At 29.6% G+C, this 21,783-nt stretch carries 19 protein-coding genes and 1 tRNA gene; 7 read left to right on the forward strand and 13 right to left on the reverse strand.

Annotated features, from left to right (window positions below; translation table 11 throughout):
- Positions 1-106: 106 nt before the first annotated feature.
- The 7 genes from EXD82_RS04690 to mutS all read right to left on the reverse strand — a co-directional run bounded on the left by EXD82_RS04690 (position 107) and on the right by mutS (position 8,768).
- Entirely contained in the window at positions 107-796 is a 690-nt protein-coding gene (locus tag EXD82_RS04690; protein WP_142535762.1) for a DUF554 domain-containing protein, read from the reverse strand.
- A 24-nt stretch (positions 797-820) separates the two neighbouring features.
- Positions 821-1,336, reverse strand: a complete 516-nt coding sequence (locus EXD82_RS04695) for a prolyl-tRNA synthetase associated domain-containing protein (RefSeq protein ID WP_142535763.1) — start codon at positions 1,334-1,336, stop codon at positions 821-823.
- Between the two features lie 187 nt (positions 1,337-1,523).
- Positions 1,524-2,804 (reverse strand): methionine gamma-lyase family protein, encoded by a 1,281-nt coding sequence (locus EXD82_RS04700; RefSeq protein WP_142535764.1) that lies wholly within the window; start codon positions 2,802-2,804, stop codon positions 1,524-1,526.
- A gap of 11 nt (positions 2,805-2,815) precedes the next feature.
- Entirely contained in the window at positions 2,816-3,055 is a 240-nt protein-coding gene (gene hfq / locus EXD82_RS04705; RefSeq protein ID WP_142535765.1) for an RNA chaperone Hfq, read from the reverse strand.
- 16 nt (positions 3,056-3,071) lie between these two features.
- Positions 3,072-4,007 (reverse strand): tRNA (adenosine(37)-N6)-dimethylallyltransferase MiaA, encoded by a 936-nt coding sequence (gene miaA / locus EXD82_RS04710; RefSeq protein WP_142535766.1) that lies wholly within the window; start codon positions 4,005-4,007, stop codon positions 3,072-3,074.
- Positions 4,008-4,024: 17 nt separating this feature from the next.
- Positions 4,025-5,965, reverse strand: a complete 1,941-nt coding sequence (gene mutL / locus EXD82_RS04715) for a DNA mismatch repair endonuclease MutL (protein WP_142535767.1) — start codon at positions 5,963-5,965, stop codon at positions 4,025-4,027.
- A gap of 34 nt (positions 5,966-5,999) precedes the next feature.
- Positions 6,000-8,768 carry a DNA mismatch repair protein MutS gene (mutS, locus tag EXD82_RS04720; protein WP_142535768.1) on the reverse strand — a complete coding sequence of 923 codons (2,769 nt, stop codon included), beginning with the start codon at positions 8,766-8,768 and terminating at the stop codon, positions 6,000-6,002.
- 135 nt (positions 8,769-8,903) lie between these two features.
- Between mutS and upp the strand changes: the two genes are divergently transcribed.
- Positions 8,904-9,533: a uracil phosphoribosyltransferase gene (gene upp, locus EXD82_RS04725; RefSeq protein WP_142535868.1), complete on the forward strand. Its 630-nt coding sequence runs from the start codon at positions 8,904-8,906 to the stop codon at positions 9,531-9,533.
- A gap of 109 nt (positions 9,534-9,642) precedes the next feature.
- Complete coding sequence (locus tag EXD82_RS04730) at positions 9,643-10,071, forward strand: 4Fe-4S dicluster domain-containing protein (protein WP_142535769.1); 429 nt, start codon at positions 9,643-9,645, stop codon at positions 10,069-10,071.
- A 65-nt stretch (positions 10,072-10,136) separates the two neighbouring features.
- On the opposite strand, the gene EXD82_RS04735 is transcribed toward EXD82_RS04730, so the two are convergent.
- Together EXD82_RS04735 and EXD82_RS04740 are read right to left on the reverse strand one after the other, a co-directional pair.
- On the reverse strand, positions 10,137-11,564 hold the full coding sequence (locus EXD82_RS04735; protein ID WP_142535770.1) for an MATE family efflux transporter: 1,428 nt from the start codon (positions 11,562-11,564) through the stop codon (positions 10,137-10,139).
- Positions 11,565-11,754: 190 nt separating this feature from the next.
- Complete coding sequence (locus EXD82_RS04740; protein WP_142535771.1) at positions 11,755-12,051, reverse strand: DUF2325 domain-containing protein; 297 nt, start codon at positions 12,049-12,051, stop codon at positions 11,755-11,757.
- Between the two features lie 208 nt (positions 12,052-12,259).
- On the opposite strand from EXD82_RS04740, the gene EXD82_RS04745 reads away from it, so the two are divergent.
- Positions 12,260-13,606 (forward strand): Na+/H+ antiporter NhaC family protein, encoded by a 1,347-nt coding sequence (locus EXD82_RS04745; RefSeq protein ID WP_142535772.1) that lies wholly within the window; start codon positions 12,260-12,262, stop codon positions 13,604-13,606.
- Positions 13,607-13,647: 41 nt separating this feature from the next.
- Here EXD82_RS04745 and EXD82_RS04750 read toward each other — a convergent pair whose 3' ends face one another.
- Together EXD82_RS04750 and ppk1 are read right to left on the reverse strand one after the other, a co-directional pair.
- The gene (locus EXD82_RS04750) at positions 13,648-14,556 is read right to left on the reverse strand and encodes a Ppx/GppA phosphatase family protein (RefSeq protein WP_142535773.1); all 909 of its coding nucleotides are present in this window, start codon (positions 14,554-14,556) and stop codon (positions 13,648-13,650) included.
- A 104-nt stretch (positions 14,557-14,660) separates the two neighbouring features.
- The gene (gene ppk1 / locus EXD82_RS04755) at positions 14,661-16,781 is read right to left on the reverse strand and encodes a polyphosphate kinase 1 (RefSeq protein WP_142535774.1); all 2,121 of its coding nucleotides are present in this window, start codon (positions 16,779-16,781) and stop codon (positions 14,661-14,663) included.
- A 261-nt stretch (positions 16,782-17,042) separates the two neighbouring features.
- Here ppk1 and EXD82_RS04760 point away from each other — a divergent pair.
- A tRNA-Arg gene (locus EXD82_RS04760) sits at positions 17,043-17,119 on the forward strand.
- Between the two features lie 131 nt (positions 17,120-17,250).
- Here EXD82_RS04760 and EXD82_RS04765 read toward each other — a convergent pair.
- Together EXD82_RS04765 and EXD82_RS04770 are read right to left on the reverse strand one after the other, a co-directional pair.
- Positions 17,251-17,553: a TIGR04076 family protein gene (locus tag EXD82_RS04765; protein WP_142535775.1), complete on the reverse strand. Its 303-nt coding sequence runs from the start codon at positions 17,551-17,553 to the stop codon at positions 17,251-17,253.
- Positions 17,554-17,564: 11 nt separating this feature from the next.
- Positions 17,565-18,104, reverse strand: a complete 540-nt coding sequence (locus EXD82_RS04770) for a PadR family transcriptional regulator (RefSeq protein WP_142535776.1) — start codon at positions 18,102-18,104, stop codon at positions 17,565-17,567.
- A gap of 237 nt (positions 18,105-18,341) precedes the next feature.
- Between EXD82_RS04770 and EXD82_RS04775 the strand changes: the two genes are divergently transcribed.
- From EXD82_RS04775 to EXD82_RS04785, 3 genes are all read left to right on the forward strand, one after another.
- On the forward strand, positions 18,342-19,628 hold the full coding sequence (locus EXD82_RS04775; protein ID WP_142535777.1) for a cytidylate kinase family protein: 1,287 nt from the start codon (positions 18,342-18,344) through the stop codon (positions 19,626-19,628).
- A gap of 140 nt (positions 19,629-19,768) precedes the next feature.
- Positions 19,769-20,296 carry a cysteine hydrolase family protein gene (locus tag EXD82_RS04780; protein ID WP_142535778.1) on the forward strand — a complete coding sequence of 176 codons (528 nt, stop codon included), beginning with the start codon at positions 19,769-19,771 and terminating at the stop codon, positions 20,294-20,296.
- Between the two features lie 12 nt (positions 20,297-20,308).
- Positions 20,309-21,760, forward strand: a complete 1,452-nt coding sequence (locus EXD82_RS04785; protein ID WP_142535779.1) for a nicotinate phosphoribosyltransferase — start codon at positions 20,309-20,311, stop codon at positions 21,758-21,760.
- Positions 21,761-21,783: the final 23 nt, after the last annotated feature.

Raw genomic sequence — 21,783 nt, forward strand, 5'->3', positions numbered from 1 at the left:
AGGAGTTTCTTTGTCAAAGACTCAAAGCTAAAAGCCTTATTGAACCCCCAGTCTAACTGGGGGTTTTCTATATACAATAAAAAAGAAGGGAATTACCCTTCTTTTGTTATATTACTCCAAACATACCAAATATTATAGGTATGATGACTCCCGGAAGCATATTAGCTATTTTAATATTTGTTACTCCAAGTAGATTAAGACCAAGCCCAACTATCATAAGACTTCCTGTAGCAGTCATTCCAGCAATTACTCCATCACTTAAAACAGATGAAAGAAAAGATGCTCCAATAGTTATAAGTCCCTGATAAATAAAAACTGTTACAGTAGAAAATATTACTCCTATGCCTAAAGATGCAGAAAAAATAATTGAGCTTATTCCATCAAGAACCGATTTTGCATATAATGTTTCATAATCTCCGGAAAGCCCCGCTTGTAAAGCTCCTACAATAGCCATAGCTCCAACACAGAACAAAAGACTTGAAGTAACAAATCCCTCTGCTATTTTATTCCCAGAATTTTTACCATTTGAAAACTTATTTTGTATGATATTTCCCAAGTTATTTATATATTTATCTATATCTATAAGTTCGCCTATAAGTGCACCAGCAGCCATAGATATTATTGTTACAAGCGTATTTGTACTTTCAAGTGCTCCTGAAATACCTATATATATAACACAAAGAGCAAGAGCATTCATTATTATATTACTTACTCTTTCTGGAATACCACCTTTTATAATAAGACCAATAATACATCCGGCGATTATAACTGCACAGTTAACTAAGGTTGCTATCATTTAAATCACCCCTATATTATTTAATTAAAGTTCTATTTCATTAAGTTCTACGTTGATATATTCAAAATATTTTTTCAAATCTTCAAGAGATATTGTAACTGTTTTATAATTTACATTTGGATGAAAATTAAGTAATTCTCCATTAAGAAGATCTTTATCTATAAATACCTGTACAACTTTATTCTCATCATTAACAACAGCGAATGGATTTACACTCCCTGGAACAAGTTTTAAAACATTCATAAGTCTTTGCTCTGAAGCAAAAGAAAGAGCTGTACTACCTATTTTACTTCTTACTTCTTTTAAATTTATAGCTTTCTCATCAAGTGTTACTATAAGATAATATTTATTTCCTTTAGCATTTCTTAAAAAAAGATTTTTTGCATGAAGTCCAGGAGCCTGTTCTTTTATCTTATTTAAATCCTCTGCTGTATATAGAGGTTCATGTTCTATGACTCCATAATCAGCTCCAATAGCTTCTAGTACATCATACACTTTCTGTTCTACTTCTGTAGGTTCAGTAGAAAATATTTTATTCATAAAAAATTCCTCCTATTCTATACATGAAAATAAAAAGTATTTCAAGTATATTACAAGTTTATAGTATCTTAGTATAAATAATACCATAAAAAATGATTATTGTTTCAAAAAATATGAAAATTTAGCAAATTTATTTTTTATTAATTAATAAAAACAGCATTCAATGCTATGAATGCTGTTATATAAATTATTTATTAAGTTGTTTGATTTTTTCTATAGCTTTAAGAGTACCCATTTTTGAATGATCAAATGTAAGTCCTCCCTGGAAATATACATTATATGGAGGTCTTATTGGAGCATCTGCACTAAGTTCTATAGAAGAACCCTGAACAAATGCGCCTGCAGCCATTATAACTTCATCACCATATCCAGGCATTGCCCATGGAACAGGTGTTACAAATGAGTCTACGGGAGCAGCTTCCTGTACACCTTCACAGAATTTTATAACTTCCTCAGCATTATTAAGCTGAACACACTGTATTATATCACTTCTGAGATCTTTATACTCTGGAAGCACACGATATCCCATTTTTTCAAATGCCCTTGAGCAGAATATTGCTCCCATAACTGCCTGTGATACTACATATGGAGCCATAAATAATCCCTGAAGAACAGTTCTTGTTGTACCAAAAGTAAGTCCGCATTCCTTACCTATACCAGGGGCTGTAAGTCTATATGAAATCATTTCAACAAGATCATGTCTTCCTACTATATACCCCCCAGTAAGAGCAAGTCCCCCACCTGGATTTTTTATAAGAGATCCAGCCATTATATCTACTCCTACATCAGTAGGCTCTTTAGTATCCAGAAATTCTCCATAACAGTTATCGACCATTATTATAACATCGCTACTTACTTTTCTTATGGCTTTTACAGCTTCTTCTATATCTTCTATAGACAGAGATTTTCTCCATTCATATCCCTTTGAACGCTGTATCATTATAAGTCTTGTTTTATCGTTTATTTTATCTTTTATTCCATCAAGGTCAATATTTCCATCTGGAAGAAAATCAAGCTGACTGTATGTAACACCGAATTCTTTAAGACACCCTTTTTCTTCTCTTATACCTATAACACCCTGAAGTGTATCATATGGAGCCCCTGTTATAGAAAGTATTTCATCTCCAGGTCTCACAAGTCCCTGAACAGTAAGAGAAAGAGCATGAGTTCCATTTACTATGATAGGTCTTACAAGTGCATCTTCTGTATGGAATACTTTTGAATATATTTCCTCTATTTTTTCTCTCCCTAAATCATTATATCCATAACCTGTTGTCCAGTTAAAATGGTTATCACTTAATTGGCTGTCTTGCATTGCTTTAAGTACCTTATATTGATTATATTCTCTTATCTCTTTTATTTCGTCAAATTTAAATTTTATATCATCCATTACAGACTCTGAAAATTCAAATGTCTCATCATCAATATTATATTGTTCTTTTAAAAATTCTTTAGTTATATCTAGCATATTTATTACTCCTATTTATTTGTTTTATTAGATATGTTAAATGGTCTAAGTGGCTGTACAGTAGAAACCGCATGCTTATATATAAGGCTACTATGTCCACTTTCATCTTCAAGTAAAATTACATAGTTATCAAATCCTTTTACAGTACCTTTTACCTGAACACCATTCACCAGGTAAATTACTAAAGGGCATTTTTCTTTTCTTGCATTGTTAAGAAATATATCCTGAAGATTTAAAACATTATTTTTCATGTACATACCTCCATTATTATATATATTGCTCTACACATGATAAAATTGATTTTTTTAATTCATCCATAGGCATAGATTCAACATCGAACCATGTAGCTTCTTTATATCTTTTGAACCAGGTTATTTGTCTTTTTGCATATCTTCTAGAATCTCTCTTTATAATTTCTATAGCCTCATCAAAAGAATATTCGCCTTTCAAATACTTTATAATTTCTTTATATCCTATTCCCTGCATTGATGTTAGATCAGGTGAGTATCCTCTATCAAGAAGATTTTTGACTTCATCAACAAGACCTTTCTCAATCATAATATCTACTCTTTTATTTATTCTTTGATATAGATGTTCTCGATTTCTATTAAGAACTATTATAATCGGCTCATATTTTTCATTATATTTAAGATCAGATGAAAAATCGCTCATTTTTTCACCATTCATACAAACTTCGATAGCTCTTATAACTCTTTTTGTATTATTTGGGTGAATTCTTTCTGCAGCATCAGGATCAAGTTTTTCAAGTTTTTCATGCATAAATTCTGGACCTTTAAGCTTAAGTTCTTCTTCCAGTTCCTGTCTAAGTTTACTATCTGAGTCAGATTTTGCAAAATCCATATTATATATTAAAGAACTTAAATAAAGCCCTGTTCCACCAGTTATAATTACATTTTTACCTTTTTTATTTATTAAATCAATATAATTCGAAGCTCTCCTTTGAAATTCAGAAACTGAGAATGGAGTATCCGGATAAACCTCATCTATCATATAATGAGGTATATTGTTCATTTCATCACAAGTAACCTTTGCACTTCCAATATCCATATATTTATATATCTGCATTGAATCAGCTGAGATTATTTCTGCATTCAAAGATTTTGCTAGCTGTATAGAAAGTTCTGTTTTTCCTACAGCTGTAGGACCTGTAAGTATAATAAGAGGTATTTTATTATTTTTCATGTCATCCTCCTTTGGCTTTAAATAATTCTTTTAAACATTTTTTCTATTTCTGATTTTGTAAGTTCTACCATAATAGGTCTACCATGTGGGCATGTATACGGGTTTTCGCATGATTCAAGCTGTTTGAATAAAGCTGAAATTTCAATATTCTTTATTCTATAATTTGCTTTTATAGCTGATTTACATGCCATTGTAGCAAATCTATCGTATTTTAGGTCATAGCTTCCTGAAATATCATTTATATTATCTATAATCTCGATTATAAATTTTTCTGATTGAGGTATTCCAAATAAGTTAGGAACTCCTCGTATAAGAATATGATTTAATCCAAAAATTTCAACGTCAAATCCAAAATAAGAAAATACAGAAATATTTTTTTCGACTAATGACATATCTACATTAGATAATTCAAGTATAATCGGATCTAATAATATCTGAATTGGAATTGATTTTTTTCTGAATGAATTCATATATTTCTCAAAAAGTATTCTTTCATGTGCTGCATGCTGGTCCATAAGATACATGGAATCATCTCTTTGAAGTATTATATATGTATCAAAAACAGTTCCACAAACTTTATAATTATCAAGTGAAAAAGCTGTTTCTCTGTTTTCTTCATCATTCTTATAAAGATCATTGTTTTTAATTTTAACACTTTCAATTTCAAGTTGTTTACTTTTACTGTATTCACAAGAATCCTCAGATATATAAGAATTCTTGTTATCAGAATTGACACTGCTAAATGAATTTATATCTTCAAATTTTGTAAATGAACTAACATTGGCTGAAAGGTTTATAGGCTCTAATTCTTTAAATTCTCTTTTGTTTTCGTTGAAAGATTTATTTTTAGCATGTTCTTTCTCTGATTTTGTTTTTTCCCCTATAAAACTGCTATTATGAGAAATACTAGATTTATTTTCTCTTAAATCTATTTTATCATTATAAGTTTCATATTTTGCAATAAGATTATTTTTTAATAATTTAGCTTTTAAATATTCCCGGAGTTCGATATAGATTTCTCTTTCTTTTTCAAACTTTACCTCAAGCTTTGCCGGATGTATATTTACATCAAGTTTTGCTGGATCTACATATATATTTATAAAACATATAGCATGTTTATTTATAGGTATTATAGATTTATATGCTTCAGAAATAGCATCCAGTATTATTTTACTTTTTACAAATCTGCCATTTATATATATATGCTGAAGATTTCTATTTGACCTAAAGATATTATTATTTCCTATAAATCCATCTACACTAAATAAATTACATTTATAATCTATATTAATAAGGTTTGATGATATTTCTCTTCCATAGACACATCTTATTGCATTGTTCTGTATACCATCACCAGGTGTATCAAGCATAATTTTCCCATTATTTATATACTTGAACTTTATATTCGGATATCCTATAGCAAGTTTATTTACTGTATCACTTACTGTGATGGTTTCTGAATGATCTGATTTGAGGAATTTTTTTCTAGCCGGAGTATTAAAGAAAATATCTTTTATCAAAATTATAGTTCCTGTATTTGTTCCGACAGCTTCTTTTGAAACTACTTTACCTCCATTAAGATATATATTAGTTCCAATAGATTCATCTTTATATTTTGTTGTCATTTCAAGCTTTGATACAGCAGATATTGATGCAAGTGCTTCTCCTCTAAATCCTAAAGTATTTAATTTAAATAAATCTTCAACTGCATCAATTTTACTTGTTGCGTGCCTAAGAAAGCATTTTGATACTTCAGATGATGGTATACCATGGCCATTATCAATTATTTTTATAAGTGATTTACCACCTGATTCTATTTCAATAGTTATTCTTGATGCTCCTGCATCTATAGAATTCTCAACAAGTTCTTTTACTATAGATGCAGGTCTTTCAACGACTTCTCCTGCTGCAATTTTATTTATGGTTATATCATCCAGAATTCTTATCTTTTCTGACATAATTTCACCTCCTTAATTACAAATACAATATTTTCTATTTGTTTTTTCTGGCTATCTTTTGAAGTTCTAAAATACTACTCATTGCGTCGAGAGGTGTCATATTCATAAGATCTAAAGATAAAACTGCATCTTCAAGTTCATTTCCAATCTGAGCAAATGAAAGTTGCATCTCTGTTGGAGCTTCTTTTAATGCAATAATTTCCTTTTTCAACTTTTTATTTTTTGCTTCAAGAGTTTTTATATTTTCTTTTGCCTGTTCATATTTTTTTCTATATTCGTCAAAGTTACTATTTATTGATTTCTCATCTATAGAAATTTTATTTTCATTAACATCTTCTTTTTTTACACCCGATGTAAGTGTCTTCATATTATTTACATGATTTTTCTCAAGATCTGATAATATCTCAGATGATCTTTTTATCACCTCTTCTGGAATATCTGCCAGTTTAGCAACATATATACCATAACTTTTATCAGCAGCATGAGGAACTATTTTTCTTAAGAATACAATATCCTTACCATTGTCTTTGACATCAATAGAATAATTTTTTACTGATTCAAATTCATCTTCAAGATCTGTAAGTTCATGATAGTGAGTTGCAAAAAGTGTCTTACATTTTATCTTTTCATGTATATACTCCACAATAGACCATGCAAGACTTATTCCATCGTAAGTACTGGTTCCTCTTCCTACCTCATCAAGTATAACGAGACTGTCAGCTGTTGCATTATTCAAAATAAGTGAAACCTCGTTCATTTCTATCATAAAGGTAGATTGTCCCTGTGCAAGATCATCACTGGCTCCTACTCTTGTAAATATTCTATCTGTTATAGGAATATCTGCGTATTCTGCAGGAACAAAGGAACCTATATGAGCCATTAATACTATTACGGCTGTCTGTCTCATATATGTAGATTTACCGGACATATTAGGTCCTGTAATAATATTAATAGTATTTTCATTATTATTCAGATATGTATCATTCGGTACAAAGTTTTCATGGCCAACAATACTTTCTACAACAGGATGACGACCATTTTTTATCTCAAGTTTATTGTCAGTATTAATATTTGGTTTAATATAATTATTAATAGATGCTGTTTCGGCCATAGATACATAAACATCTATGGTAGCAACTATTTGAGCAATACTTTGTATCCTATTTATATTATTATAAATTTGATTTCTTATATCTGTAAAAATTTTGTATTCAAGAGCTTTTATTTTATCTTCTGCATTTAGTATTTTTTCTTCTATTTCCTTTAGTTCAGGTGTTATAAATCTTTCAGAATTACTTAAAGTCTGTTTCCTTATATATGTATCATCTATACATCCCTGCGCAAGTCCTGCCTTTGTTATATCTATATAGTATCCAAATACTTTATTAAACCCGATTTTAAGAGATTTTACACCTGTTTTTTCTCTCTCGCGGATTTCAATATCTTTTATTATTTTTGCTCCATTTTGAGAAATATCTCTAAGATCGAATAACTCCTGATTGTATTCACTTTTTATAATATTACCGTCTTTTATTGTTATTGCCGGTTCTTCCATTATAGATGAATCTATTAATGTATATATATCAGAAAGTGTGTCCATATCACCTATATAAGAAAGAAGTTTCTTGCACCCGGAATTATATATAATAGTTTTCAAATCAGGTAAATGCGCAATTGAATTTTTAAGATTTATAAGTTCTTTGGGCGTAACTTTCTCAAATGCAATTTTACCGCATATTCTTTCTATATCATATATTTTCTTCAGACTTTCTGACAGGTCTGATCTTGTTCCATAATCTGAATATATTTCATCTATTATATCTAATCTATTTTTTATTTTTTCAATATTTACAAGAGGTTGTTCTATATACTTTCGTAAGAGTCTGCCTCCCATAGATGTTCTGGTGTTATCTAATACATCTAAAAGAGAACCTCTTTTTTTACCTCCTCTTATAGTTTGTGTCAACTCAAGATTAGTTCTCGTAAACATATCAAGTAGCATATATTCTTCGGATTTATATATATTTATACTACAGATATTTGAAGTAATCTGCTTTTGAGTATCAAATATATAGTTCATTAATAATACAAGACTTGATTTTATGAGGAAATTTTTATTTATTCCGATATCTTCTAAATAGGATTCAGAAAAATATTTAGATAAAATACTATCATCATATTCATTATGTGTTTTTTCTTCAGATATTGTATTAAGATAAATATTACTTATTGTAGCTATATTATACAGAAGATTTTCCAGTTCTGAATCATTCATTATTATTTCTGACGGCTTGATTTTAGCGGTTTCTTCTATTAGTTTATCAATATTAGTTATAGTTGCCTCAAGTTCTCCAGTACTTATATCTACATAAGATATCCCTACCTTATCATCTATTCTATACACAGACATAAGGTAGTTATTTTTTTTATTTTCAAGAAGAGAACCGTCAAGAACTGTTCCCGGAGTAACAACTCTAACAACGTCTCTTTTTACAAGACCTTTTGCAGAAGCAGGATCTTCAAGTTGTTCTCCTATTGCAACTTTGTATCCATTTTCCACAAGTTTTGATATATATGAATCTGCAGAATGAAAAGGAACACCACACATCGGAGCTCTCTCCTCAAGTCCACATGACTTACCTGTAAGAGCAATTTCAAGTGTTTTTGATGCAATAATGGCATCTTCAAAAAACATTTCATAAAAATCACCAAGTCTATAAAACAGTATACAGTCTTTATATCTGTCTTTTGTATCAAGGTACTGTTTCATCATTGGAGTAAGTTTTTTTCTATCTATGTTCATCTTTACCTCCTTTGAATTTATCTGCTTTAATATTATATCATAACACAAATAAACATATACAACAAATGGATGCAATTATGCTCAAAATCTGATATAATAACGGAAACAATAATAATTTTATGGAGGTACAGAATGATGAACAAAGTAATAGAAATAAATCATCCTCTGATACAGCACAAACTTACTATAATGAGAGATAAAAACACAGGGACAAAAGATTTCAGAGAACTTCTTACTGAAATTTCAATGCTTATGGCTTACGAAGTAACAAGAAATCTTCCCCTTGAAGAAGTTGAAATAGAAACACCTCTTGTAAAAACAAAGGCAAATATAATCTCTGGTAAAAAATTAGGTATAGTTCCAATACTTAGAGCTGGTTTAGGAATGGTTGATGGTTTTGTCACTCTTATTCCAAATGCAAAAGTTGGACATGTAGGATTATATAGAGACCCAGAAACATTAAAACCTGTAGAATATTATCTTAAACTTCCAAAGGATACACCTGAAAGAGAAATTATAATCGTAGATCCAATGCTTGCAACAGGTGGTTCTTCAGTGGCAGCAATTGATGTTTTAAAAAGAGAAGGAGCAAAAAATATAAAACTGGTAAATCTTGTAGCTTCTCCTGAAGGAATTTCTGAAGTGCATAAATATCATCCTGATGTAGATATATATGTAGCAAGTGTTGATGAAAAGTTAAATGAACATGGATATATTCTTCCAGGACTTGGAGATGCAGGAGATAGATTATACGGAACTAAATAAAACATAAAAAATCGCCTTTCAAAAGGCGATTTTTTAATTTTAATAGAAGAAATTTATTCAATATGTTACTATAAAAATACAGCAGTTCTATAAAAGGGGGAATTTTATTTTGAAAAAAATAGTTTATAATATAGGATTATGTGATGGATGTTTTAAGTGTCATACAGCATGCTCAAATGTTCATAAAAACACAGATGGACAAAGTTGTAGAAAAATGAAAAGAATACACAACCCTATAGATAATTACGCCAGAATTATAACTGATGCATGCAGACATTGTGATGAACCTATATGCGCAAATAATTGTCCTAATGAAGCAATATATAGAAATGAAGAAACAGGATTTATAATAGTTGATAAAGAAAAATGTACAGGATGCCAGATATGCTCTTTTGTATGTCCATATGATATACCAAAATTTGTAAAAGGCAAAATGATAAAATGTGATGGATGCAATGATATAGTACTTAAAGGCGGTATACCTGCCTGTGTTGAAATATGTGATAGAAAAGCGCTTAGAATAGTAGATGTAAAATAGAAATGAATAAATTAAATGCCCTCAAATTATGTTTCATACTATGAGGGCATTATTTCTAATATTTTTTATTTTATTTTACTAAGCCATTTTCCGCTATTAAATCTATGAAGTACAAGTCCCGATCTTAAAAGCTGGTCGATTATAAGTGCAATCCAAGCACCCTGAAGTCCCCAGTGAAGGCTATTAACCATAAATATAGCTAATGCTGGTCTTATTATTAATGTTGTTACTGTTGTTATAATAGCAGTAGCTTTAGTATCTCCTGCTCCTCTTAATATACCACTTACGATAAACTGAGAACCTTGAGGTACCTGTATAAGTGCCATCATCATCATTATTACAGTTCCCGATTTTATAATCTCTGGATCATTATTATATAAAGATACTATAAAATCAGGGAAGAAAAAGAATAGCAACATAAGAACAACAGATATACTCATACCAGTTCTTCTAGCTCTTGTAGCATAAAGTTTAGCCATATCTTCTCTTCTTTTTCCAAGACTTTGGCCAACCAGAGATGTTGCCGATACAGCAAATGCCTGACCGTTCATAAAAGACAATGCCTGAACATTCATACATATCTGATGAGTAGCAAAAGCTACTGTTCCAAGTGATGCGACTGTTTTAGCATATATAATCATACCAGTACGCATAACAAGTTGCTCTATAAGTGCAGGAATACCTATATCAGATATTTTTTTCATAAGTTTCAAATCAGGTTTGAAATTATCTTTTATTCGTATTCTTATATAATTTCTATTTCCAGTAACGGATATAACAGAAAATATAAAAGCAAAAATCTGACCGATTACAGTAGCTATAGAAGCTCCTGCAACACCTAATTTAGGGAATCCCATATTTCCATATATTAAAAGATAGTTGAAGATTACATTTATAAGGTTTCCTGATAAGTTGTAAAGCATGGCAGTCTTTGAATTTCCTGCTCCTCTAAGAGCTGCAGTTATAGTACTTGTAAGTCCTAAAACAGTTATTCCTAGCATCTGTATCTGGAGATATATAGTACCATCTTTTAGAGTTACATTATCGGTTGCCCCCATAAATTTTATTATACTTTCCGAAAATATAAATATACTTACAGAAACAAGTATAGATAGAAAAAGCATTATAAGAAGTGCCTGTCTGAGTATCCGGTTTGATTTTTCCGGCTTATTTTGACCTTTATATCTGGCAACAAGAGCCGTCGTACCAACATTTAATGCTGAAAATACAGATATTATAAGAAACTTTGGCTGAGTTGTTAGACCTATTGAAGTAAGAGCTGCCGCACCAAGTTTACCTACCATTATCATATCTACCATAGAAGCAAGCTGAGTAAGTGTAAGTTCAACAAGAGACGGCCATGCGATTGTAAAAACATCTTTATAAAGCATTTTTGAAGATATTCCTTTAGGAATCCGTACTTTTTTCCCTGAAAAATCTTCATTTCCATTACCGGTTTCTACATAATCAAGTGCAATTTTATTCCGATTCATATATCGCCCTCCTCTAATATTAAATTTTAACTTTATCACAATTAATTATTATAACATTTCACATTGTAAAAATCTACACAATAAAATATTTTTATATTAAAATATATTTCGTGTCAATTTGCATAAAAATAAAAACCCGATGCATATCGAGTTTTATTAATAATGGTAAAATTTGTTTTTATATGTAAGATCAAGAATGACATAGTTCATCCTGTATTTGTTCGATACATTCAAAAAATGAGCTTCTACTACTGCTTTTTCTTCTATATATTGGTATATTTTTCTTTTTTGCTTTTGATTCAACAATAGAGCATATTTTATGAGAAACTGTTGATGTTAATATTATAATAGCATCAGGATTTCCTATTGAAACAGCTAATTTATTTGCTTTTTTTGTACATACTTTTGTTTTAAATCCCGAAATCTTACCTATTTCAAGATAATCCTTTTCCATTCGTTCATGTCCACCTACAACTAATAGACTCATTATTTTCCTCCTAATATTATTATATGATAATTATTTTTATATTATAAATATTATCATTATATATAATTATGGGTCAATAACATATAAGTATATGATATTTTTTGTCAATTATTTAATTTGGGTATATAAACATATAATTTGAAAAATAGTCAAAAATTATATATACTTAATGTACATATAAAAAAAATTATATATAGGGGGTAATATTATGGATAAAGTAAAAGCTAATGGAAAAGCAATTTTTCCATTTATAGTTTTTATAGCTATTTATTTAGGAGTTGGTATAACTCTTGAATTATATGGTGTTGAAATGTCTTTTTATCAACTTCCGGCTCCGGTCGCAATAATCATAGCAATAGTTGTTGCTTTTATTATGTTTGACGGAAGTATTGAATCAAAATTTGCAGAATTTGCAAAAGGATGTGGACATGAAAATATTTTAATGATGTGTTTTATATATCTTTTTGCTGGAGCTTTTGCTACTGTAGCATCTGAGATGGGTGGCGTAGATTCAACCGTAAATCTTGGATTATCTTTTATACCTGCAGAATATATAACTGCCGGTATGTTTGTAATTTCATCTTTTATATCTGTTTCAACAGGGACATCTATGGGAACAATAAGTGCTGTTGCACCTATAGCTATAGCTACTTCAGAAAAAGCAGGATTAAGCTTAACTCTTATGCTTGCTGCTATAATAGGTGGTGCAATGTTTGGAGATAACCTATCAGTAATATCTGATACAACAATTGCTGCAACAAGAACACAGAATTGTGAACTTAGAGATAAATTCAGAGTAAATTTATTTATAGCAATACCTGCAGCGTTTATAACCTTTATTTTGTTTATTTTAATGGGAAGCCCAGAGACACCGGTTCCTCTTCAAAATCTTGATTTTAATATAATAAAAGTTATTCCTTATATTATAGTTCTTGTATTGGCTATTTCTGGAGTTAATGTTTTTGTAACATTAGGTATGGGTACTATTGTCGCCGGAATAATAGGTATATTTTATGGAAATTTTAATCTTTTAGGATTTTCTCAAGCTATTTACAAAGGTTTTACGGGAATGAATGAAATTTTTCTTCTTTCTATGTTTACAGGTGGACTTGCTCATATGGTTACTCAAAGAGGAGGATTACAGTGGATACTTGAAAAAATACAAGGTTTTATAAAAGGCGAAAAATCAGCAGCTATAGGGATAAGTGCTATTGCAGCAGCAGCCGATATGGCTGTAGCAAATAATACAGTTGCAATTATAATAACCGGCCCAATAGTAAAAGAAGTGGCAAAAAAATATAAAGTTGATCCAAGAAAAAGTGCGTCTTTGCTTGATATCTGGACTTGTGTATTTCAGGGATTTATACCATACGGAGCACAGATATTGCTTGCTGGAAGTTTAGCAGCCGGAAAAGTAAGCCCTCTTGAACTTTTCCCTTTCTTATGGTATCAACAACTTCTTGCATTATTTGCTGTTCTATCAATTTTTATACCTTACGCGGATGGAATTATAAGAAAAAATCCTTGGAATTGGGAATTAGATAAATCAAACTAAATAATAAAATAGACCTATAATTAAATTATAGGTCTATTTTATTATTTTTCACAAGTAAGAATTTTGTCCTGTATATATCCATCTCTAACTCCATTTTTTAAAACTACAACTTCTTTTGCACAAGATAAAGAGCATACCGTATCAAGTACTATAATACTTGGAAGAATATTATTCATTCTATCGGGTACAATTCTTTCTAATATATCTATATCACTTCTTCTTGGATCTTCAAATCTTTCAGTTAATTTATTAAGTTCTTCTATAGATATATAATATTTATTTATTTTTTTATTTATTCGATGGATATATCTGTGAAGTTTCGCAACTGCTCTAGCGGTTCCTCCCATAAGATATATAACATCATTTCGATTTTTCTTGAATATACCATCTTCTTTTATGGATTTTTTTACATAATCCTTTATTTGTGCAATTTCATCTAAAGTAGGATACACCATAGAGACAAATTTATTTTTCATTTCCAAACCACCAAGAGGTAAAGAAGTAGACTTAACTATTTGATTATCTTTGAAGTTAAAAATCTGTATACTTCCACCTCCGAGGTCTAATCCAATACCATTTTTATCTTTTACTATTTGTTTAAGTCCTATGAAATCATAATAAGCTTCATCTTCTCCGCTTATTATTTCCATTTCAGGTATAATTTTTCTTATGTTTGAAACTATTTCATCAGTATTAGAAATTTTTCTTAATGAAGCAGTTGCAAAACAATAAACTTTTTTACACGCAAGTAATTCACATATTTTAGAAAATCTATCAAGAGCTTTTAAAAGTCTCTCTGCACCTTCATCAGAAAGTTTTCCGTTATCTATAAAATTTAATATAACAGAAAGTTCCTTTTCTTTTAATATTATGTTGATATCATTATTTTTTAATTCGCATACAATTAATCTTATTGTATTTGAACCCACGTCTATAACTCCATATCTCATTATAAATGCTCCAATCTTTTGTCTTATTAATTCTATACTTTATTTTACAACAAAATATGAGATCTGTTAAGTAATGCTGATTATAGAAGCAATTAAGTTTTTATCTACAGACTTTTACTTTCTTCTAATTCTCTATATGCTCTTTCAAAGAAATATATTTGAGAATCCAGTTTTGCGCCTTCAGATTCAACATAAACATATTCTCCATTAGGAAGAAGTTTTCTGGCTTTTACATTATCATTAAATTGTATTGTAAAATCTTCTAGAATTCTTTTTTTAATTTCCTCATTATATATAGGTGCTGCAACCTCTACTCTTCTCATAGTATTTCTTGACATATAATCCGCAGAACTTATATAAACTTTTGAATCTGTACCTTCTCCAAAAATATATATTCTAGAATGTTCAAGATATCTTCCTACTATACTTATTATTTCAATATTTTCGGTTTCACCTTCTACTCCAGGTATAAGACAACATATTCCTCTTACGATAAGTTGTACTTTCACACCAGCCTTTGATGCCTCTATAAGTCTATTTATAAGGCCTTTGTCAGCAAGAGAATTTACCTTTGCTCCTATATAAGCTTTTACACCATGTTGAGCTTTTACTATTTCATTGTCTATCATATCAAATATTTTATTTCTCAAACAATGCGGTGCTACAAGAAGATGATTTGTATCTTCCACAACTTCTCCAAGAGAAAGTCTGTCAAATACTTCAGCAGCTTCATGAGCTATCCTTGAATCTGATGTCATTAAAGAATAATCAGTATATAATCTAGATGTTTTTTCGTTATAATTTCCAGTACCAATTTGTGTAATAAATTTAATTCCCTCATCAGTCTTTCTTGTTATTAGGCAAAGTTTAGAATGTACTTTTAACCCAGGAAGACCATATATAACTCGACATCCAGCTTTTTCAAGAACTCTTGACCAGTTTATATTATTTTCTTCATCAAATCTCGCTCTTAATTCTACAAGAACAACAACTTCTTTATTATTTTCAACTGCATTAGTAAGTGCTTCAACAATTTTACTGTTATTTGCAAGTCTATAAAGAGTCATTTTTATAGAAACGACAGATGGATCTTCGGATGCTTCATACAACATATCAAGAAATGGTTTCATACTATTATATGGGTAGAATAATAGTTTATCTTCTTCATCAATTTGCTCCATTATAGGTCTTGATGATGTTATATGTGGTGATTTTTGAGGAACTAATCTATTATAGACTAATTCAGAGTGCTCTCTAAGTATATCCTGTATTTCTCTTGAAAAAGAAAATTCCAAAGGTGATTTTGAATAAAAGATGTATTTTTTATCAAGGTCTATATATTTACACAGTGTTTCTAGAGCTGACGTATTTAATTTTCTTGACATTTCCATTCTTACAGGAGAAAGTTTCTTTCTTTTTTTTATAAGCTTTTTCATTGTAGATCTGTAATCTAAATCTTCATCATAAACAGTCTCTTCATCTATATCAGCATTTCTTGTTATTCTTATTAACGATTTGCTTTTTACTTTATAACGGCTAAATATTTCAGAAACAAAATGAAGAATAACTTCTTCAGCTAATATGTATTTTGTCGAGTCAGAAGGAATTCTAAGAAGTCTTGAGAAAGCTTCTCCTGAACAAGGAACTATTCCAAGTTTTTCAGTTCCACTTTTACTCTCTAAAGCAACAACTGCATATATCCGTTTGTCCTTTAAAAAAGGAAATGGTTGTCTTTTACCTATTATCTGTGGAGAGATAAGAGGTCTTATATTTGAATTAAATATTTTCTTTAATTCTTTTTCATCTTCTGGTGTAAGCATTTTTTCATCTGCTGTGAATGCTTCAGAATTTCCATATTCACAAACAGTTTCTTTTTTTGAGTGAAAATCTATTAACTCTAAACCATATTTTTTAATTTCACTCATTATATCTGCATAAGAACTGTCCTTTACTTTACAAATCTCTTTTGTGTATGAAACTATGGCATCAAGCTGTTCTTCCGGAGTCATATTTAATTTGCTTTCTCTCTCATCCGGATCTATAATAAGCTGATCTCTTAGAGAGCCAACTCTTACCATAAAAAATTCATCAAGATTGCTTTGAAATATAGATACAAAAGATAATCTTTCTAGCAGCGGAACTCTTATATCCATACTTTCTTCAAGAACTCTCTTGTTGAATTTCAACCATGAAAGCTCTCTATTGTCATAGCATATTTTTTTCATAACAGTATCCTCCTAAAATATAATAAAACTGTCTCATTTAATAAATCTAACATAATGCCATTTTGAAAAACAGATTAACTTAGTTAAAAATATATTAAAAAAATGTTAAATTATTTTATTTTTTACTTATATTGAAAATTTCTGATAATATTATAATATATATTATATACTATTTTTTTACTCCTTACAAATTTTATTGTAGAATAATAAAATTTTATGATATAATATATTTCGAAATATTTAATTTGTTATTATTTAGTTGTCGTATTAGCTCAGCTGGATAGAGCACACGCCTCCTAAGCGTGGGGTCGGAGGTTCAAATCCTCTATGCGACGCCAATAAAAAAGCCTAAGATTTCTATTGTAGAAATCTTAGGCTTTTTCTTATTATAAATTTATAATAAGAATAGTATTATTCTTTTGAAACTTAGTAACATAAGTGTAATTTTTATTTAACAATACTGTTGTTATTAATCAATAACTTCGATAAGAAAACTTACTGGTCTAAAACCATCATTACATGAAATCATAGCTGATTTTTTATTTTTCATCCATCCATTGTATATATCCTCGCCACCATAAGAAAGCGTCATGACAAACGCTGACATACTATCCCATGCACTTTCACATAAACCATCAGGTTTTTTCCAGCCATCGGTTATAAATACCTGCCCTTCTTTCATATCACATGGATTTTCAATTGGATTTTCGTACTTTTCGATAAGATCTGGATAACATGATTTCTTCATTACTGTTATTTTACAATTTTTCATAGTTCCTCCCATTATTCATCTAAATATGAGTTTTTGCATAGTTCTAGCCAATCTATATAATAATCTTCTCTCATTATTGCTCCTTTTACTACTATATAATCACTGAATTCTTGACTTCCTGGTTTTGGAACAAAAGAGTAATTTTTAAATGTTTCTAAAAGTCTTTCTCTTTTTCTTTTGTGCAAATCTATTTGACATTTAATAAGATTAATAACATCACTTTTATTCATAGACTCACTGAAGTACATCTTGAGTCTAAATAAGTCCTTTTGGAAAGGCTCAACTTCTGGGTCTAATATCAACCACTGTTTAAAATCCTGAATACCCTCTTCTGTTATAGAATATAATTTTTTTTCCATTACTTCTCCAGAGATAACAGTTTCAAAAGTAATTAAACCCTCCTTAGTAAGGCGTTTTAATTCTGGATAAATTTGACTATGTTTTGCGCTCCAGAATTCCACAACACCACTATTAAATTCTTTTGTTATATCATATCCAGTCATAGGCTTTTTCATAAGAAGACCTAAAATAACATATTTTAAAGTTCTCATATAGCGCTCCTTTTTTATTTATTATTTTTCATTATATCACAATTATATACCCATAATATAAATATAAAAATCTTTTCAAATATTAATAGTATATTTATAAATATAAAATATTTGACTGGTATATGGATATATGATATTATAAACATGTAATTTATTACATATAAAAAGTCTTTAAAGAAAATCTTTAAAGACTTTTTATATGTGTCTATTTTAATACTTTGGAAGGAGAATATTTTTATGAAATTAAAACGTTATATTGTATTTTTAATTGGACTTTTCATAAATTCTTTGGGTGTAAGTATAATAACAAAGGCTGAACTTGGTACTTCGCCAATATCATCCATACCATATGTACTTAGTTTAAAGTTTCCTTTTTCATTAGGTGAATTTACAATAGCATTCAGTATTCTTTTAATTATTCTTCAGATTATGATTCTTAGGAAAAATTTTAAAATCGAGGATTTACTTCAAATTCCGATATCTATTATTTTCGGATATTTTATAGATTTCACTATGATTCTTTTATCTTCATTTAATCCAGAATTATATATACAAAAATTTATATTTTTACTTTTCGGATGTCTTGTTCTTGGATTTGGAGTTTATCTAGAGCTTGTTGCCAATGTAGCTATGTTACCTGGAGAATCATTTGTAAGAGCTGTAACCTCTACCTTAAAAACAAATTTCGGTTCAACAAAGGTTGCTTTTGACGTATCAATGAGTATAATAGCACTTATTTTATCATTTATTTTCTTTAAGTATGTAAATGGTGTAAGAGAAGGAACTATAGTAGCTGCTGTTCTAGTAGGATTTATAGCTAGAATATTCGAAAGAAGACTAAAAAAATTAGAGTTAATCTTATTCCCATATACAGAAAGCAATAACTATGATACAGATTGCCATTCTGCACCAATTTATCCTAATATTATACTTATAGATAGACAATATGGGAGTGGCGGTCATGATATAGGAAAAGGACTTGCTGAAAAATTAGGCTATAGTTTTTATGATAATGAAATAATACAGCTTGCTGCAGGAACTACTGGATATTCAACTGAGTATATACAGAATATAGATGAAAAAATGAACAGTATATTATTGTATGATTTTAAAAATCAGATGTATTCTCATACCTCCGAATATCAATCTCCAAATGATAAACTTTTTGTTGCTGAATCAAAAGTTATAAATGATCTTGCTGATAAAGGAAACTGCGTTATTGTAGGAAGATGTGCCGATTATATTTTAAGAAATAGAAAAAATTGTATAAAAATATTTCTTCATGCCTCATCTGAATATAGAATAAATAGAATAATGGAAACAAATAATATAACTAGAAATGAAGCTATTTTGAAAATAAAGAAAGAAGATTCAAGGCGTGCTGGTTATTATTACTACTATACAAATCGTATATGGGGAATGGTAAATAATTATAATATAACTCTTGATACAGGAATAGGAGTTGAATCATCAGAAAATATACTTTTAGATTTATACAATAATACAATTAAAAATGTTTTATAATTATTCTGGGAAATCTGTAGAATCCATTTACAGATTTCTTTTTTTGTGAATGATATTAAAATATGATAAAATTAAGTTTATAAAATCAATATTTATGGTAAGTAATAAAAATAATTAATTTCGTCTATGGAGGAATATAAATGAATAAATGCTTAATTGTAGTAGATATGCAAAATGATTTTGTAACAGGAAGTTTAGGAACTGATGAGGCAAAATCTATTGTGTCTAATGTTGTAGAAAAAGTAAAAAATTTTAAGGGTAAAGTAATCTTTACCCAGGATACTCATGAAAAAAATTATCTGAATACTCAGGAGGGGAAAATTCTTCCTATTGAACACTGTATAAATAAAACAAGTGGATGGGATATAATAGATCCATTAAAGGAAATCATCGACAATAAGGAATATTCAGTTTATACAAAAGGTTCTTTTGGGAGTATTGAACTTGCAGAATATATAAAAAATAAATACAACAGCAATGAAATAGATTCAGTTGAATTAATTGGATTATGTACAGACATATGTGTGATAAGCAATGCTCTTATTATTAAAGCCCTATCTCCAGAAATTCCAATATATTTAGATTCTTCATGTTGTGCCGGTGTTACTCCTGATAAACATGAGGCAGCATTAAAAACGATGGAAAGCTGTCAGATAATTGTTAAATAAGGAGGTATAAAAATGTTAAATTATGATAAAAGAAATCTTACTATGATGATGGACTTATATGAATTAACAATGGCAAATGGATATTTTCAAGGAGAAAATACTGATAAGTATGTCGTATTTGATGTTTTCTATAGAAAAAATCCTGATGGTGGTGGTTATGCAATATTTGCTGGGCTTGAACAGATTATAGAATATATTGAAAACATGCATTTTGATGATGAAGATATATCTTATCTTGAAAGTCTGAATTTATTTGACAAAAAATTTCTTGAATATCTGAAACAATATAGATTCAGTGGAAATATTTATGCCTTTGAAGAAGGTACAATTATGTATCCAAATGAGCCGGTTATAACAGTTGTAGCACCACTGATAGATGCTCAGCTCATAGAGACTGCTATTCTTGCTATATTTAATCATCAATCACTTATTGCTACTAAAACAAATAGAATCGTACAATCTGCAAAAGGAAGAAAGGTCTCTGATTTTGGGGCAAGACGTGCTCATAACATGGATGCAGCAATATATGGAGCGAGAGCTGCATATATTGGTGGTGCATCTGGTACAGCTACCGTGCTTGCAGGACAGAAATTTAATATTCCAGTTGGTGGAACTATGGCTCACAGCTGGGTTATGTATTATAAAGATGAATACAAAGCTTTTATGGAATATGCAAAAACATACCCTGATGAATCAGTCTTTCTTGTAGATACATATGATGTTCTTCATTCTGGTATTCCAAATGCAATAAAAGTAGCAAAAGAATATCTTGAACCAAAAGGTAAAAGGCTTAAAGGTATAAGACTTGATTCGGGAGACCTCGCATATTTATCAAAGGAAGCCAGAAAAATATTAGATTCAAACGGAATGGAAGACTGTAATATAATTGTTTCTAATAGTTTAGACGAATATACTATATCATCTATTTTAAATCAAGGTGGAGAAATTGATAGTTTTGGGGTTGGAGAAAGGCTTATTACAGCTAAAAGTGATCCCGTGTTTGGTGGTGTTTATAAAATAGCTGCTGTAGAAGAAAATAGTAAGTTTGAACCACGTATAAAAATATCTGAAACAGTAGAAAAAATAACAAATCCAGGATGGAAACAGGTTTACAGAGTATACAATTCTGATGGACATGCCATTGCAGATTTAATAACGGAAAGTGATGAAAAACCGGATTTGAAAAACAAATATCGCTATGTAGATCCTGAAAAACCTTGGAAGAACAGATATTTTGAAAACTGTACTATTAAGAAGCTTCAAAAACCGGTTATATTGGATGGCAAAAAAGTTTATGAAAATAAATCATTATCTGATATACAGAGTTATGTTAGAAAACAACTTTCTGAAGAAATATGGACTGAAGAGCAGAGATTTGAAAATCCTCATAAACACTATATAAATATGAGTCCGGAATACTATGAAATGAAAATGAATTTACTCAATGAAAGTAGAGGAGAATAAAAATTAAGCAGCAGGTATATAAC

Source organism: Peptacetobacter hominis (assembly GCF_006861675.1).
Lineage (GTDB): Bacteria > Bacillota > Clostridia > Peptostreptococcales > Peptostreptococcaceae > Peptacetobacter > Peptacetobacter hominis.